Below are 13,874 nucleotides of genomic sequence, written 5' to 3' on the forward strand. Positions count from 1 at the left end.
CTGTCGGGGGACTATGACTTCCAGTTCATGATCGAGGAGCTGGCGGTCGGCGCTCAGTTCAAACTGCCGTACATCCACGTCGTGGTGAACAACTCGTACCTGGGATTGATCCGCCAGGCCCAGCGCGGATTCGATATGGACTATTGCGTGCAGCTGTCCTTCGATAACCTGAACGCGCCGGAGCTCAACGGTTACGGCGTCGACCACATCGCGGTCGCCGAAGGCCTCGGCTGCAAGGCGCTGCGCGTGTTCGAACCGGCCGGCATCGCCCCTGCCCTGCGCCAGGCCGAACAGTTGATCGAGGAGTTCAAGGTACCGGTGATCGTCGAGATCATCCTGGAGCGTGTGACCAACATCTCCATGGGCACCGAGATCAACGCGGTCAACGAGTTCGAAGACCTGGCGCTGGTCGGCAACGACGCGCCGACGGCGATTTCGCTGCTCGATTGACCGCTGACCGCTCTCTGCGGGAGCGAGCTTATGTGTGGCGAGGGAGCTTGCTCCCGCTCGGCTGCGAAGCAGTCGTAACGCTTTTCGGGTCGCTTCGCGCCCCAGCGGGAGCAAGCTCCCTCGCCACACAAGCCTGCCCCTGCAAGAGAGGGTGGATTCAACAAGACATTTACGGGAGACCACCATGCCGCGTTTCGCAGCCAACCTGTCCATGCTGTTCACCGAGCAGGATTTCCTTGCCCGTTTCGACGCCGCCGCCAAGGCCGGCTTCAGCGGCGTCGAATACCTGTTCCCCTATGATTTCAGCTCGGCCGACATCAAGGCCAAGCTCGACGCCAACGGCCTGACCCAGGTGCTGTTCAACCTGCCGGCCGGCGACTGGGCCAAGGGCGAGCGCGGCATCGCGTGCCTGCCGGACCGGGTCGAGGAGTTCCGCGCCGGGGTCGACCTGGCCATCGCCTACGCCCAGGTGCTGGGCAACACCCAGGTCAACTGCCTGGCCGGCATCCGCCCGCAGGGCGTGGACGACGCCACCGTGGAAAAGACCTTCGTCGCCAACCTCAAGTACGCGGCCGACAAGCTGCAGGCGGCGGGCATCAAGCTGGTGATGGAAGCGATCAACACCCGCGACATCCCGGGCTTCTACCTGAACAACACCGCACAGGCCCTGTCGATCCGCGAGCAGGTCGGCAGCGCCAACCTGTTCCTGCAGTACGACATCTACCACATGCAAATCATGGAAGGCGACCTGGCCCGCACCCTGCAATCGCACCTGGGCGAGATCAACCATGTGCAGCTGGCGGACAACCCTGGGCGCAACGAGCCGGGCACCGGCGAGATCAACTACCGCTTCCTGTTCGAACACCTGGACCGCATCGGCTACCAGGGCTGGGTCGGCTGCGAATACAAGCCGCTGACCACCACCGAAGCGGGCCTGGGCTGGCTCAAGACCCACAACGCGATCTGAACCAATGCCCTGTGGCGAGGGAGCTTGCTCCCGCCGGGGCGCGCAGCGGCCCTGAAAACGACGCGACCGCTGCGCGGCCGAACGGGAGCAAGCTCCCTCGCCACAGGGCCAGGCACATTATCCGGCAAGACAAAAACAAGAGGATTTTCTCATGGCTAAAATCGGATTCATCGGCACCGGCATCATGGGCCACCCAATGGCGGCGAACCTGCAGAAGGCCGGTCACAGCCTGTTCCTGTCGGCGCACCACGACGCCGCCCCCGCCGACCTGGTGGCCGCCGGCGCCGTCGCCCTGGCCAACCCGAAGGAAGTGGCCCAGGAAGCCGAATTCATCATCGTCATGGTGCCGGACACCCCGCAGGTCGAGGACGTGCTGTTCCGCGCCGACGGCGTCGCGGCCGGCATCGGCAAAGGCAAGGTGGTCATCGACATGAGCTCGATCTCGCCGACCGCCACCAAGGCCTTCGCCGCCAAGGTCAACGAGAAAGGCGCGCAGTACCTCGACGCGCCGGTGTCCGGCGGTGAGGTCGGCGCCAAGGCCGCGACGCTGAGCATCATGGTCGGCGGCGAGGCCGATGCCTTCGAGCGCGCCCTGCCGCTGTTCCAGGCCATGGGCAAGAACATCACCCTGGTCGGCGGCAACGGCGACGGCCAGACCGCCAAGGTCGCCAACCAGATCATCGTGGCCCTGAACATCCAGGCCGTGGCCGAAGCCCTGCTGTTCGCCTCCAAGAACGGCGCCGACCCGGCCAAGGTGCGCGAAGCGCTGATGGGCGGCTTCGCCTCCTCCAAGATCCTCGAAGTCCACGGCGAGCGCATGATCAAGGGCACCTTCGACCCCGGCTTCCGCATCAGCCTGCACCAGAAGGACCTGAACCTGGCCCTGCAAGGCGCCAAGGAGCTGTCGATCAACCTGCCGAACACCGCCAACGCCCAACAGGTGTTCAGCACCTGCGCAGCCATCGGCGGCAGCAACTGGGACCACTCGGCGCTGATCAAGGGCCTGGAGCACATGGCCAACTTCTCGATCCGCGACAAGAAATGATCCCTGCCTGAACCTGTGGGAGCCAGCCTGCTGGCGATGGGGTCGACGCGGTGCGTCTGACCGACCGCTGCGCCTGAATCGCCGGCAAGCCGGCTCCCGCAGGGATCCGCGTCGCTCTATCCAATAACAAGAATTCCGGGAGCCCGTCATGTCGGTCGATCCGCAACAACTGCTGCGCGAGCTGTTTGCCACAGCCATCGACGCGGCCCATCCGCAACACGTCCTCGAAGCCCACCTGCCCGCCGACCGCACCGGCCGCGTGATCGTGATCGGCGCCGGCAAGGCCGCGGCCGCCATGGCCCAGGTGGTCGAGCGCTGCTGGCAGGGCGAAGTCTCGGGCCTGGTGGTGACCCGCTACGGCCACGGCGCCCCCTGCGAGAAAATCGAAGTGGTCGAGGCCGCGCACCCGGTGCCGGACGCCGCCGGCCTGGCCGTGGCCCAGCGCGTGCTGGCCCTGGTCAGCGACCTGACCGAAGCTGACCGGGTGATTTTCCTGTTGTCCGGCGGCGGCTCCGCGCTGCTCGCCCTGCCCGCCGCGGGCATCACCCTGGCCGACAAGCAGTCGATCAACAAGGCCCTGCTCAAGTCCGGCGCCACCATCGGCGAGATGAACTGCGTGCGCAAGCACCTCTCGGCGATCAAGGGCGGCCGCCTCGGCAAGGCCTGCTGGCCGGCCACCGTCTACACCTATGCGATTTCCGACGTGCCCGGCGACCTCGCCACCGTGATCGCCTCCGGCCCCACCGTGGCCGACCCGAGCACGTCCGCCGAAGCCCTGGCCATCCTCAAGCGCTACGGCATCGAGGTGCCGGCGTCGGTGCGCACCTGGCTGCAGAGCCCCGAGTCGGAAACGGTCAAGCCCGGCGACCCGAGCCTGGCCCGCAGCCATTTCCAACTGATCGCCCGTCCGCAACAGTCGCTGGAAGCGGCGGCGGTGAAATGCCGGCAGGCCGGCTTCAGCCCGCTGATCCTCGGCGACCTGGAAGGCGAGTCCCGCGAGGTGGCGAAAGTCCACGCCGGCATCGCCCGCCAGATCATCCAGCACGGCCAGCCGCTGGCGGCGCCCTGCGTGATCCTCTCCGGCGGCGAGACCACCGTCACCGTGCGCGGCAACGGCCGCGGCGGACGCAACGCCGAATTCCTGCTGAGCCTGAGCGACAGCCTCAAGGGCCAGCCCGGCGTCTACGCGCTGGCTGGCGACACCGACGGCATCGACGGTTCGGAAGACAACGCCGGCGCCCTCATGACCCCGGACAGCTACGCCCGCGCCACCGCCCTGGGCCTGAGCGCCAGCGACGAGCTGGACGACAACAACGGCTACGGCTACTTCCAGGCGCTCGATGCGCTGATCGTCACCGAGCCGACCCGCACCAACGTCAACGACTTCCGCGCCATCCTGATCCTCGAGAGCCCTAAACATGACGCCTGACAAAAAGGTCAAAATCCTCGCCACCTTGGGCCCCGCCGTCGACGGCATCGAAGACATCCGCGAGCTGGTCGAGGCCGGGGTCAACATCTTCCGCCTCAACTTCAGCCACGGCGACCACGCCGACCACGCCAAGCGCTACCAATGGATCCGCGAGGTCGAGCGCCAGCTCAACTACCCGCTGGGGATCCTGATGGACCTGCAGGGCCCGAAGCTGCGGGTCGGCAAGTTCGCCGAGGGCAAGGTGCAACTGCACCGCGGCCAGGCGTTCCGGCTGGACCTGGACGCCACGCCGGGCGACCAGCGCCGGGTCAACCTGCCCCATCCGGAGATCATCGCCGCGCTGGAAGCGGGCATGGACCTGCTGCTCGATGACGGCAAGCTGCGCCTGCGCGTGGTGACCAAGTATTCCGACGCCATCGACACCACCGTGCTCAACGGCGGCGAGCTGTCGGACCGCAAAGGGGTGAACGTGCCGCAGGCGGTGCTCGACCTCAGCCCGCTGACGGCCAAGGACCGCCGCGACCTGAGCTTCGGCCTGGAGCTGGGCGTGGACTGGGTGGCGCTGTCGTTCGTGCAGCGCCCCGAGGACATCCGCGAAGCCCGGGCGCTGATCGGCGACAAGGCGTTCCTGATGGCGAAGATCGAAAAGCCGTCGGCGGTGCAGCAACTGCGGGAAATCGCCGAGCTGAGCGACGCGATCATGGTGGCCCGCGGCGACCTGGGCGTGGAGGTTCCGGCCGAAAGCGTGCCGCAGATCCAGAAGAACATCATCGGCACCTGCCGCCAGCTCGGCAAACCGGTGGTGGTGGCCACGCAGATGCTCGAATCGATGCGCTTCTCGCCGGCGCCGACCCGCGCCGAAGTCACCGACGTGGCCAACGCCGTGGCCGAAGGCGCCGATGCGGTGATGCTGTCGGCGGAGACCGCCTCCGGCGAGTACCCGCTCGAAGCCGTGCAGATGATGAGCAAGATCATCCGCCAGGTGGAGAACGGCCCGGACTACCAGACCCAGCTCGACGTCAGCCGGCCGAAGGCCGAGGCCACGGTGTCCGACGCGATCAGCTGCGCCATCCGCCGCATCAGCAACGTGCTGCCGGTGGCGGTGCTGGTCAACTACAGCGAATCCGGCGCCTCCAGCCTGCGTGCGGCACGGGAACGGCCGAAGGCGCCGATCCTCAACCTGACGCCGAACCTGCAGACCGCCCGTCGCCTGAGCGTCGCGTGGGGCATCCATTCGGTGGTCAACGACCGGCTGCGCCAGGTCGACGAGGTCTGCTCCACCGCCCTGGAGATCGCCCAGGCTCAAGGCATGGCCGAACGGGGCGATACGCTGCTGATCACCGCCGGTGTGCCGTTTGGCCAACCGGGATCGACTAACTCGTTGCGGATCGAGACGTTGATCTGAAGAACACCTTTGCGGTGGTGACAAGACTGTGGCGAGGGAGCTTGCTCCCGCACGGCTGCACAACAGCCGCCTCGGGGACATGACGGTTTTCACAGAAGAACCGCATCGATCCGAGTTGGGGCCGCTCCGCGCCCCGGCGCGAGCAAGCGCCCTCGCCACAGGGATATGCAAGACCTTTTGATTTTCATACTGCCCAGATTTCCCGACATGCCTGCCAACCATTTCAACACCCACTGCCCCGACTGGGCCGAAGCCTTGCTCAACGGTTTCAGCCAGATCTTCCTCCAGCGCCACCCGCTCTGCGGGTTGCTGTGCCTCCTGGCGATCCTGCTGACCGCGCCGGTGCTGTTCGCCGGCGCCCTGCTCGGCGCCGTCGCCGGCCTGCTCACCGCGCAGCGCCGCAACTACGCCAAGGCCGATCGCCAGGCCGGCCTGTTCAGCTACAACGGCGTGCTCATCGGCCTGCTGCTGAGCCTGCACTTTCCCTGGTCGCCGATGTTGCCGCCGCTGATCCTGGCGGCCGGCGGGCTGAGCGCGATGATCACGCAGCAGTGGCTCAAGCGCGTGAGCCTCAAGCAATGCCTGCCCGCCTACACCGCACCGTTCGTGATGCTGGGCTGGATCGCCTTGACCTTCGCCGAACCTGCGGCACCTGCGTCCGCACCCGAAATGAACGTCGTCAACCTGATCGGCGCGGCGCTCAACGGCTTCGGCCAAGTGATGTTCCTCGACCATCCGCTGGCCGGCGCCTTGATCGCCGCCGGCCTGCTGCTCGCCGACCGCCGCGCGTTCGGCTGGGCGCTGCTGGCGTCGGCCGTCGGCCTGGGCGCCAGCCTGCTGCAGCACGACAGCCGGACCGCCCTGCTCGGCCTGGGCGGCTACAACGCCGTGCTGGCCGCCCTCGCCTTCAGCGCGCAGCGCCGGCAACCGTGGCTGCCGCTGGCGGGCATCGGCCTGGCGTTGCTGACGACGCCGCTGTTCGGCGCGCTGGGGCTGGCGCCCCTCACGGCGCCGTTCATCCTCGCCTGCTGGCTGCTGCGCACCGGCACACGCCTGGCGGGCGAACCCGAACCGAACGCCGCGTCTTGCGCTGGCGGGGAGAATCAACCTAGGCTGCGCTGATCTTTTCCCCGAGCGCTTTGAATGAACAGCAACGCCACGTGGCGCGACCGCCTCTACGTGATCATTTTCCAGACCGACACGGTGGCCGGCCGCCGTTTCGACAAGACCCTGCTCCTGATCATCCTCGCCAGCCTGGTGGTGGTGATCCTCGACAGCATCGACGACGTCCACCAGAACTACGCCAGCCTGCTGGCGTACATCGAATGGGGCTTCACGGTCATTTTCCTGGGCGAGTACCTGCTGCGCCTGTACTGCTCGCCCAGGCCCTTGCGCTATGCCTTCAGCTTCTACGGGCTGGTGGACCTGCTGGCGATCGTGCCCGGCATCCTCGCGCTGTACTACGCCGACGCGCAGTACCTGCTGATCATCCGGGTGATCCGGATGCTGCGCATCTTCCGCGTGCTGAAGCTGGGCAACTACCTGAGCCAGGCGCATTACCTGCTCGACGCCCTGCGCGGCAGCAAGCAGAAGATTCTCGTGTTCCTGCTCACGGTCTGCACCCTGGTCACCGTGTTCGGCACCCTGATGTATGTGGTCGAAGGCCCCGAACGCGGCTTCACCAGCATCCCCAAAAGCATCTATTGGGCTATCGTGACCCTGACCACCGTGGGTTACGGCGACATCGTGCCCAAGACCCCGTTGGGCCAGGTGATCTCGTCGATGGTGATGATCACCGGTTACTCGATCATCGCCGTGCCCACCGGGATCTTCACGGCGGAACTGGCCACCGCCATGCGCGGCGGGCAAAAGAGTCACGCCTGCCCGGTCTGCGCCAAGGACAGCCATGAGCAGGAGGCGTCGTTCTGCTCCCGCTGCGGCAATGCGTTGTACAAGAAAATGGAATAAGCAAAGAGCTTTTTAATCTTTAAGCGACTATGCGCAGGCCGCTATAGTCGCTGGCAATTGGCCCACCCCCGGCCGCAACACACCCCAGAACAAGGAATGCGCAGTGAAAAAACTCTTTGGCGCCTCACTTCTCGCCGCCGCCCTCGCCTTCACTGGCGCCGCCCAGGCCGCACCGACCCTGCTGAACGTTTCCTACGACGTGATGCGCGACTTCTACAAGGACTACAACACCGCGTTCCAGAAGCACTGGCAGGCCGAGCACAACGAGAGCATCACCGTGCAGATGTCGTTCGGCGGTTCGAGCAAGCAGGCGCGTTCGGTGATCGACGGCCTGCCGGCCGACGTCATCACCATGAACATGGCCACCGACATCAACGCCCTGGCGGACAACGGCCAACTGGTGCCGAACGACTGGGTGACGCGCCTGCCGAACAACAGCGCGCCGTTCACGTCCGCCACGGTGTTCATCGTGCGCAAGGGCAACCCGAAGGCCCTGAAGGACTGGCCGGACCTGCTCAAGGACGGCGTGCAGGTGATCGTGCCCAACCCGAAGACCTCGGGCAACGGCCGCTACACCTACCTCTCGGCCTGGGGCTATGTGCTCAAGAACGGCGGTGACGAGAACAAGGCCAAGGACTTCGTCGGCAAGCTGTTCAAGCAGGCCCCCGTGCTGGACACCGGCGGCCGCGCCGCCACCACCACGTTCATGACCAACCAGATCGGCGACGTGCTGGTGACCTTCGAGAACGAGGCGGAAATGATCGCCCGCGAGTTCGGCCGCGACCAGTTCGAAGTCATTTACCCGAGCGTGTCCGCCGAAGCCGAACCGCCGGTGTCGGTGGTCGACAAGGTGGTCGAGAAGAAAGGCTCCCGTGCCGCCGCCGAAGCCTACCTCAAGTACCTGTGGTCGCCGGAAGGCCAGGAGATCGCCGCCGCCAACTACCTGCGTCCGCGTGATCCGGCGGTGCTGGCCAAGTACACCGACCGCTTCCCGAAAGTCGACTTCCTGTCGGTGGAGAAGACCTTCGGCGACTGGCGCACCGTGCAGAAGGCCCACTTCAACGACGGCGGAATCTTCGATCAGATCTACACCAACAAGTAAGCCCCCGACGGCAATGAAAAAGGCGACCAAACGGTCGCCTTTTTCATGTGGGGATCACATCGGCGGAGTCACGCCGTCCTTGCCCGCCGAGATCGACTGCGCCGTCAGCGTGCCGTCCGCGCTCTGGGTCACGAACGTGACGATCTTCACCCCGACCTTGAGCAGGCTGCGGTCGCCCGGCAGCAGATTGACGATGGGCACGTCCTCCGGCACCAGGATTTTCTGCTGGCCGCCCTTGTAGTTGACGGTCAGCACCCGGCCGTTGCTCACCACCAGGTCGCCGACGCTGCCGTTGGTCATGCTGCTGCCCTTGGCCAGGTCGAACGGCCGGTGGCCGTCGCCGCTGCCGGCCAGTTCCGGCGGGAACACATGCACCTCCAGCGCCTTGAGCGTGCCGTCCTCCTGGGGAATGGCCGCCGAGCCGATGTAGCTGCCGGGCTTGATGTCTTCGATGTTGGCCAGGGTCACGGCGCGGATCCGGGTGTCCTTGGTCAGCTGGATCACCACGTTCTCGCCGTTGTTGACGTGCACCCTCAAGGTATCGGGGCTGACGGCGGCGATCTCGCCGCGCACGCCCATGCGCATGCCCGGCGCCTCGCCGGCCTGCGCGCCGCCGGCACCGACCAGGCCGATCAAGGCCAGGGTTGCGCCGCAGCGAATCCACTGTCGAAACATCGCGATCCTCCCGTCATGAACTCGAAAACCCACCGACAACATAAGCACGCTATCGAACAAGATGTAAGTGAATGTATCATCGGCGCTCAACGGCCGGACGCAAGGTTCGCCGATGGACGACCTCCTCCGGGACGCCACCTATTCCGCAACGGAATAATTGATATCGATCCAGGACCGCTACCGCCGTCCCGCCGCGTCCCTTAGCCTCACCGCATTCCCATTCGCCGGACCTGAGAAACCCATGACCGCCACAACTCACGCAATGACCCGAGGCATGGTGCTGCTGTTCGCTTTCTGCTGCGGCGCCATCGTTGCCAACATCTACTACGCTCAGCCGATCATCGGCCTGATCGCACCGGACATCGGCCTGAGCGACACCCTGGCCAGCTTCATCGTCTCGCTGACCCAGATCGGCTATGCCCTGGGCCTGTTCTTCCTGGTGCCGCTGGGCGACCTGCTGGAGAACCGCCGCCTGATGATCGCCACCACCGTGGTGGCCATCGCCAGCCTGCTCGGCGCGGCGTTCACCGAACAGCCCAACGTGTTCCTGCTGATCTCGCTGCTGGTGGGCTTCAGCTCGGTGTCGGTGCAGATCCTGATCCCGCTGGCCGCGCACCTGACGCCGGAGGAATCCCGTGGCCGGGTGGTCGGCGGGATCATGGGCGGCCTGCTGCTGGGCATCCTGCTGGCGCGGCCGGTGTCGAGCGTGGTGGCCGACCACTTCGGCTGGCGCGCGATGTTCATGATCGCGGCGGCGCTGATGGCGGCGATCAGCGCCGTCCTCGCCTTCACCGTGCCCAAGCGCCAGCCGGACCACAGCGCCTCCTACGGCCAGTTGATCGGCTCGCTCTGGACGCTGCTGCGCCAGCAGCCGGTGCTGCGCCAGCGGGCGTTCTACCAGGGCTGCATGTTCGCCGCCTTCAGCCTGTTCTGGACCGCCGTGCCGCTGGAGCTGGCGCGCAACCACGGCCTGTCCCAGAGCCAGATCGCGATCTTCGCCCTGGTCGGGGCCATCGGCGCCGTCGCCGCCCCCATCAGCGGCCGCCTGGCCGACGCCGGCCACACCCGCATCGCTTCGCTGCTGGCCATGCTGTTCGCCGCCCTGAGCTTCTTGCCCGCCTTCATCCACCCGGCCTACAGCGTGATCGGCCTGGCCGTCACCGGCGTGGTGCTCGACTTCTGCGTGCAGATGAACATGGTGCTCGGCCAGCGGGCGGTCTACACCCTGGACGCCAAAAGCCGCGGCCGCCTCAATGCGCTGTACATGACCAGCATCTTCATCGGCGGCGCCTTCGGCTCGTCGGTGGCCAGCACGGTGTACGAGCATGGCGGCTGGCTGTGGATCGTGATCGTGGGCAGCGCGTTTCCGCTGCTGGCGCTGGCGCGGTTCTTGAGTGTGGCGAAGAGGCCGGCGCTGGCGACGGCGTAAGTGCCGAGCGCTTCGCGAGGAAGCCGTATCGCCGCTCCCTCCCAGGATTTGCGCAACGAACAAATCCTGGGAGGGAGCCAGCCTGCCGGCGATGGCGAGCGTCAGGACGCCGCAGGGCAGTCAATAGCGAACCAGCTTCTCCATGGCCGCATCCGCCAAAAACGAAGAACGGCTCTTGATGTTGTGCTCGCGCACATACCGGTCGATTCGCTGGATCACATAACCGGGCAGCGTCACGTTGACCTTTTCGGTCTTGCCCATGTAAGGCGAAACATCCAGTTCCAGCATGCCCCAGCCCATTCCCGCGAACTCCGGGTTGCTGCGATGGGCGGCCGCCGAGGTCGGCATGGGAACAGACTGCCCGCCCGCCGCCATTTCCTGCAGCATGAGATGCGCAACCTCAACGGCCGCCTTGTAGGCATCCTCGAAGGTGTCACCAGCCGTGACCGCACCCGGAATATCGGGGATCTGGATGCCGATGGCCGTGTTTTCATCGCCCCATTCGATGCAGATCGGGTATTGCATTACGGATCTCCTGTTTGACCGGCTGACGGGTTGAACAGCCCGGCGCGCCGCCTGATGCTCTTGACCGTCCCAAGCGGCAAATCCTTCTTCGGATGCGGGACGGGAATCGAGTACGGACTGTAGCGATGAGTAAAGATGTGATGACTGCCGGTGACACGATCCAGTACCCAACCTGCGTCCTCCAGCTCCTTGATCAATAGCCTGCTCTGCACCCACCGCCTCTTTGGCCCGGCCCATAAAAAAATAACTCCAGAGTTATGTTTACTCAAGCACAGGATTGGCCGGGACGACGCTCGGTTGTTTTGCAACATGTGATCGAGCGGAACCTGCGGTATTACACTCGGCACCTTCTGCCGACCTATCAATGCCGAACCTGCAAGGAAAACCGGATGGACCGTCTCGCCGCCATGGAAACCTTCGTCTGCGTCGTGGAAACCGGCTCGTTTTCCGCGGCGGCCAGGCGCCTGGACATCGGCCAGCCCGCCGTGTCGAAAACCATCGCACAACTCGAAGCCCGGCTCGCCGTGCGCCTGTTGCTGCGCTCGACCCGGGGCCTGACGCCCACCGAGGCCGGGTTGGCGTACTTCGAGCGGGCCAAGCGCACCCTGGAAGAGGCCGACGAAGCCGACAACGCCGCCCGCGGCAGCGCCAGCGGCCTGAGCGGCAACCTGCGGGTCAGCGCCGCCGTGACGTTCGGCCGGATGAACGTGGTGCCGCGCCTGGGGTTGTTTCTCGACCAGCACCCGCAGTTGAGCGTCGACCTGATGCTCGATGACCGCAACATCAACCTCATGGAAGAAGGCATCGACGTCGCCCTGCGCATGGGCAACCTCGTCGACTCGGGCCTGACGGCACGCAAGATCGCCTCCTGCCGCCGGGTCGTGCTGGGAACCCCGGCCTACTTTGCCCGACACGGCATCCCCACCTGCCCCGCCGATCTGGGTCGGCACCAAGCCACCGTGTACAACCGCAGCGGCGGCGCGACCTGGACGTTTTCAAAGGACCGCGAAGAGCAGACCGCCACCCTGAGCGGACGCCTGCGGGTCAGTGCCGCCGAAGGCCTGCGCGCGGCCGTACTCGCCGATCAAGGCTTGAGCGTCGCCTCCTGGTGGATGTTCGAGCCGGAACTGGCCAGCGGTGCGGTGGTGGAAGTCCTGGAGGACTGGACGCTGCCGGACCAGGATCTCTGGGCGGTGTTCCCGACAGGCCGGATGGCCAGCGCCAAGGCAAAGGCATTCGTTGATCATGTGCAGAAAACGCTGACGCCGAAGGGCTGAAAACATTCACGTTTCGTTTATTGCGATTTTCGATTAATTCGAATAACGTCCCGGCATCCATCTCCCAGAATGCTGGAACAGTACTATGTCCACGATCGTTCATCCCTCCATCAATCTCCCCGCCGAACGCGAAATCCGGGCTGCCATGGAGGGCCAGCGTGCCCTGTCGGCTTACCTGGCCACCCGGCACGAAACCCAGCACATCCAGATCTTCGATGAGCGCAACGAAGCGCACCGGGTCGAACTGCCCACCTCGGCATTGCGCCTGCTGGCCGACATTCTCGCGGCACTGGCCGAAGGCAACGCCGTGAAGGTCGTGCCCGTGCACGCCGAACTGACCACGCAGGAAGCCGCCGATCTGCTCAACGTCTCACGCCCGCACCTCATAAAGCTGCTGGAGAGCGGTGAGTTGTCCTACCACAAAACCGGCAAGCACCGACGTGTGCGCTTTGCCGATCTGATGGACTATAAGGCCCGGCGCGAAACCGCCAGCGAGCAGGCAATGGCGCTTCTCGCGGAGCAGGCACAGGCGTTAAGGACAGGATACGAGTGAGGCATTCCTCTTTCACCGCTGTATACGATGCGTGTGTTTTGTACCCGGCCCCATTGAGGGACTTCCTGATGTGGCTCGCCCTCTCCGGGCTTTTTCGGGCGAAATGGACCAAGGAGATTCACCGCGAATGGAAACGCAACCTGCTGAAGAACCGCACCGACCTGAGCATGGAACAACTGGATCGCACATCGGAACTGATGGATCGTGCGGTTCCCGATGCCTGTGTCGACGGCTACGAGGATCTCGTCACCGGACTGTCGCTGCCCGACCGGGATGACCGTCATGTGCTGGCGGCCGCCATACGCTGCGGCGCCGGCGTGATCGTGACGTTCAACCTCAAGGACTTTCCTGAAACGCACCTCGCCGGCTTCGGCATCGAGGCGCAACACCCGGATGAATTCGTCGAGAACCTGTTCCATCTGGATTCGTCAGCCGTCGTCAGAGCCGCCCAACGTCAGCGCCAGCAACTGAAGACACCGCCGATGGAGGTCGAACCGTTTCTGAATCTGCTGCAACGGCAAGGCCTGGCCCGATCGGTAGGGGCACTCAACGGGTTTCGGGCGATGCTCTGAAAGCGCCCGCACAACCGCCAGACAGCAAAACGGCGATCCAAGGATCGCCGTTTTTCATTCATTGCCCGTACTGTTTGCCCAACCCCGCCGGCACGCCGTGGATATTGGTCTCCTCCCACGGCCCGTTGGGGCTGATCGAGCGGCTCCAGCCGTTGTTCCAGCGGTAGTAGGTGCGCTGGCGGTAGAAAGTGTCGGGCTGGTCGTCGAGGACGTACACGCCCAGCTTCTGGTCCCAGTGGCTGTTGCCGCCCGGCGGCGGGGCGAAGCTGGCGGAGGTGCGCGGAACCGGTTTGGCCGGTTTGGCGGGAAGGCCCGGCTTGGCCGGTGTCGCCGGCGTCGACGGTTTGGGACCTGGCTGCGACGGCGGGATCGGCGGCAGCCGCGTCGGTTCAGGTTGCTGCACCGCACAGGCGCTGAGCCCAATGGCCAACGTGATGATGGTGATTCGGGCAAGGGCATTCATGGCGGTGCGTTCCT

Annotated in this window: 16 protein-coding genes; 12 read left to right on the forward strand and 4 right to left on the reverse strand. The window is 65.4% G+C overall.

The window, feature by feature from the left end:
• The 8 genes from ACIP0B_RS21105 to ACIP0B_RS21140 form a co-directional block, all read left to right on the forward strand.
• On the forward strand, nt 1-450 hold a 450-nt coding region (locus tag ACIP0B_RS21105; RefSeq protein WP_400835689.1), incomplete at its 5' end, for a thiamine pyrophosphate-dependent enzyme.
• A gap of 184 nt (nt 451-634) precedes the next feature.
• Nucleotides 635-1,417 (forward strand): hydroxypyruvate isomerase, encoded by a 783-nt coding sequence (hyi, locus tag ACIP0B_RS21110; RefSeq protein WP_400835691.1) that lies wholly within the window; start codon nt 635-637, stop codon nt 1,415-1,417.
• A gap of 151 nt (nt 1,418-1,568) precedes the next feature.
• The gene (locus ACIP0B_RS21115; protein ID WP_400835693.1) at nt 1,569-2,462 is read left to right on the forward strand and encodes a 2-hydroxy-3-oxopropionate reductase; all 894 of its coding nucleotides are present in this window, start codon (nt 1,569-1,571) and stop codon (nt 2,460-2,462) included.
• Between the two features lie 148 nt (nt 2,463-2,610).
• Nucleotides 2,611-3,891 carry a glycerate kinase gene (locus tag ACIP0B_RS21120; RefSeq protein WP_400835695.1) on the forward strand — a complete coding sequence of 427 codons (1,281 nt, stop codon included), beginning with the start codon at nt 2,611-2,613 and terminating at the stop codon, nt 3,889-3,891.
• Nucleotides 3,881-5,296: a pyruvate kinase gene (gene pyk / locus ACIP0B_RS21125; protein WP_400835697.1), complete on the forward strand. Its 1,416-nt coding sequence runs from the start codon at nt 3,881-3,883 to the stop codon at nt 5,294-5,296. The genes ACIP0B_RS21120 and pyk overlap by 11 nt, the downstream gene beginning before the upstream one ends.
• Before the next feature lie 207 nt (nt 5,297-5,503).
• Nucleotides 5,504-6,418, forward strand: coding sequence for an urea transporter (locus ACIP0B_RS21130; RefSeq protein WP_400835699.1), 915 nt, complete (start codon nt 5,504-5,506; stop codon nt 6,416-6,418).
• 21 nt (nt 6,419-6,439) lie between these two features.
• Complete coding sequence (locus ACIP0B_RS21135; protein ID WP_400835701.1) at nt 6,440-7,264, forward strand: ion transporter; 825 nt, start codon at nt 6,440-6,442, stop codon at nt 7,262-7,264.
• 103 nt (nt 7,265-7,367) lie between these two features.
• On the forward strand, nt 7,368-8,366 hold the full coding sequence (locus ACIP0B_RS21140) for a sulfate ABC transporter substrate-binding protein (protein ID WP_400835703.1): 999 nt from the start codon (nt 7,368-7,370) through the stop codon (nt 8,364-8,366).
• Nucleotides 8,367-8,420: 54 nt separating this feature from the next.
• Here the strand turns inward: ACIP0B_RS21140 and ACIP0B_RS21145 are convergent, their stop codons facing one another.
• Complete coding sequence (locus tag ACIP0B_RS21145; RefSeq protein ID WP_400835705.1) at nt 8,421-9,041, reverse strand: DUF5666 domain-containing protein; 621 nt, start codon at nt 9,039-9,041, stop codon at nt 8,421-8,423.
• A 241-nt stretch (nt 9,042-9,282) separates the two neighbouring features.
• Here ACIP0B_RS21145 and ACIP0B_RS21150 point away from each other — a divergent pair, with 241 nt between their 5' ends.
• Nucleotides 9,283-10,470 carry an MFS transporter gene (locus ACIP0B_RS21150; protein ID WP_400835707.1) on the forward strand — a complete coding sequence of 396 codons (1,188 nt, stop codon included), beginning with the start codon at nt 9,283-9,285 and terminating at the stop codon, nt 10,468-10,470.
• A 120-nt stretch (nt 10,471-10,590) separates the two neighbouring features.
• Here ACIP0B_RS21150 and ACIP0B_RS21155 read toward each other — a convergent pair whose 3' ends face one another.
• Nucleotides 10,591-10,995, reverse strand: a complete 405-nt coding sequence (locus tag ACIP0B_RS21155; protein WP_400835709.1) for a type II toxin-antitoxin system HicB family antitoxin — start codon at nt 10,993-10,995, stop codon at nt 10,591-10,593.
• Complete coding sequence (locus ACIP0B_RS21160; RefSeq protein WP_400835710.1) at nt 10,995-11,207, reverse strand: type II toxin-antitoxin system HicA family toxin; 213 nt, start codon at nt 11,205-11,207, stop codon at nt 10,995-10,997. Before ACIP0B_RS21160 ends, ACIP0B_RS21155 begins: the two co-directional genes overlap by 1 nt.
• Before the next feature lie 177 nt (nt 11,208-11,384).
• Between ACIP0B_RS21160 and ACIP0B_RS21165 the strand changes: the two genes are divergently transcribed.
• The 3 genes from ACIP0B_RS21165 (at nt 11,385) to ACIP0B_RS21175 (ending at nt 13,397) form a co-directional block, all read left to right on the forward strand.
• Nucleotides 11,385-12,272 carry a LysR family transcriptional regulator gene (locus tag ACIP0B_RS21165; protein WP_400835712.1) on the forward strand — a complete coding sequence of 296 codons (888 nt, stop codon included), beginning with the start codon at nt 11,385-11,387 and terminating at the stop codon, nt 12,270-12,272.
• Between the two features lie 85 nt (nt 12,273-12,357).
• Nucleotides 12,358-12,825 (forward strand): helix-turn-helix domain-containing protein, encoded by a 468-nt coding sequence (locus ACIP0B_RS21170; protein WP_400835714.1) that lies wholly within the window; start codon nt 12,358-12,360, stop codon nt 12,823-12,825.
• Nucleotides 12,822-13,397 carry a PIN domain-containing protein gene (locus tag ACIP0B_RS21175; protein ID WP_400835716.1) on the forward strand — a complete coding sequence of 192 codons (576 nt, stop codon included), beginning with the start codon at nt 12,822-12,824 and terminating at the stop codon, nt 13,395-13,397. Before ACIP0B_RS21170 ends, ACIP0B_RS21175 begins: the two co-directional genes overlap by 4 nt.
• Before the next feature lie 58 nt (nt 13,398-13,455).
• Here the strand turns inward: ACIP0B_RS21175 and ACIP0B_RS21180 are convergent, their stop codons facing one another.
• The gene (locus ACIP0B_RS21180) at nt 13,456-13,860 is read right to left on the reverse strand and encodes a hypothetical protein (RefSeq protein WP_400835718.1); all 405 of its coding nucleotides are present in this window, start codon (nt 13,858-13,860) and stop codon (nt 13,456-13,458) included.
• Nucleotides 13,861-13,874 lie beyond the last annotated feature (14 nt).

This window comes from Pseudomonas sp. NPDC089534, assembly GCF_044749305.1.
Classification (GTDB): Bacteria; Pseudomonadota; Gammaproteobacteria; order Pseudomonadales; family Pseudomonadaceae; genus Aquipseudomonas; species Aquipseudomonas ekonensis.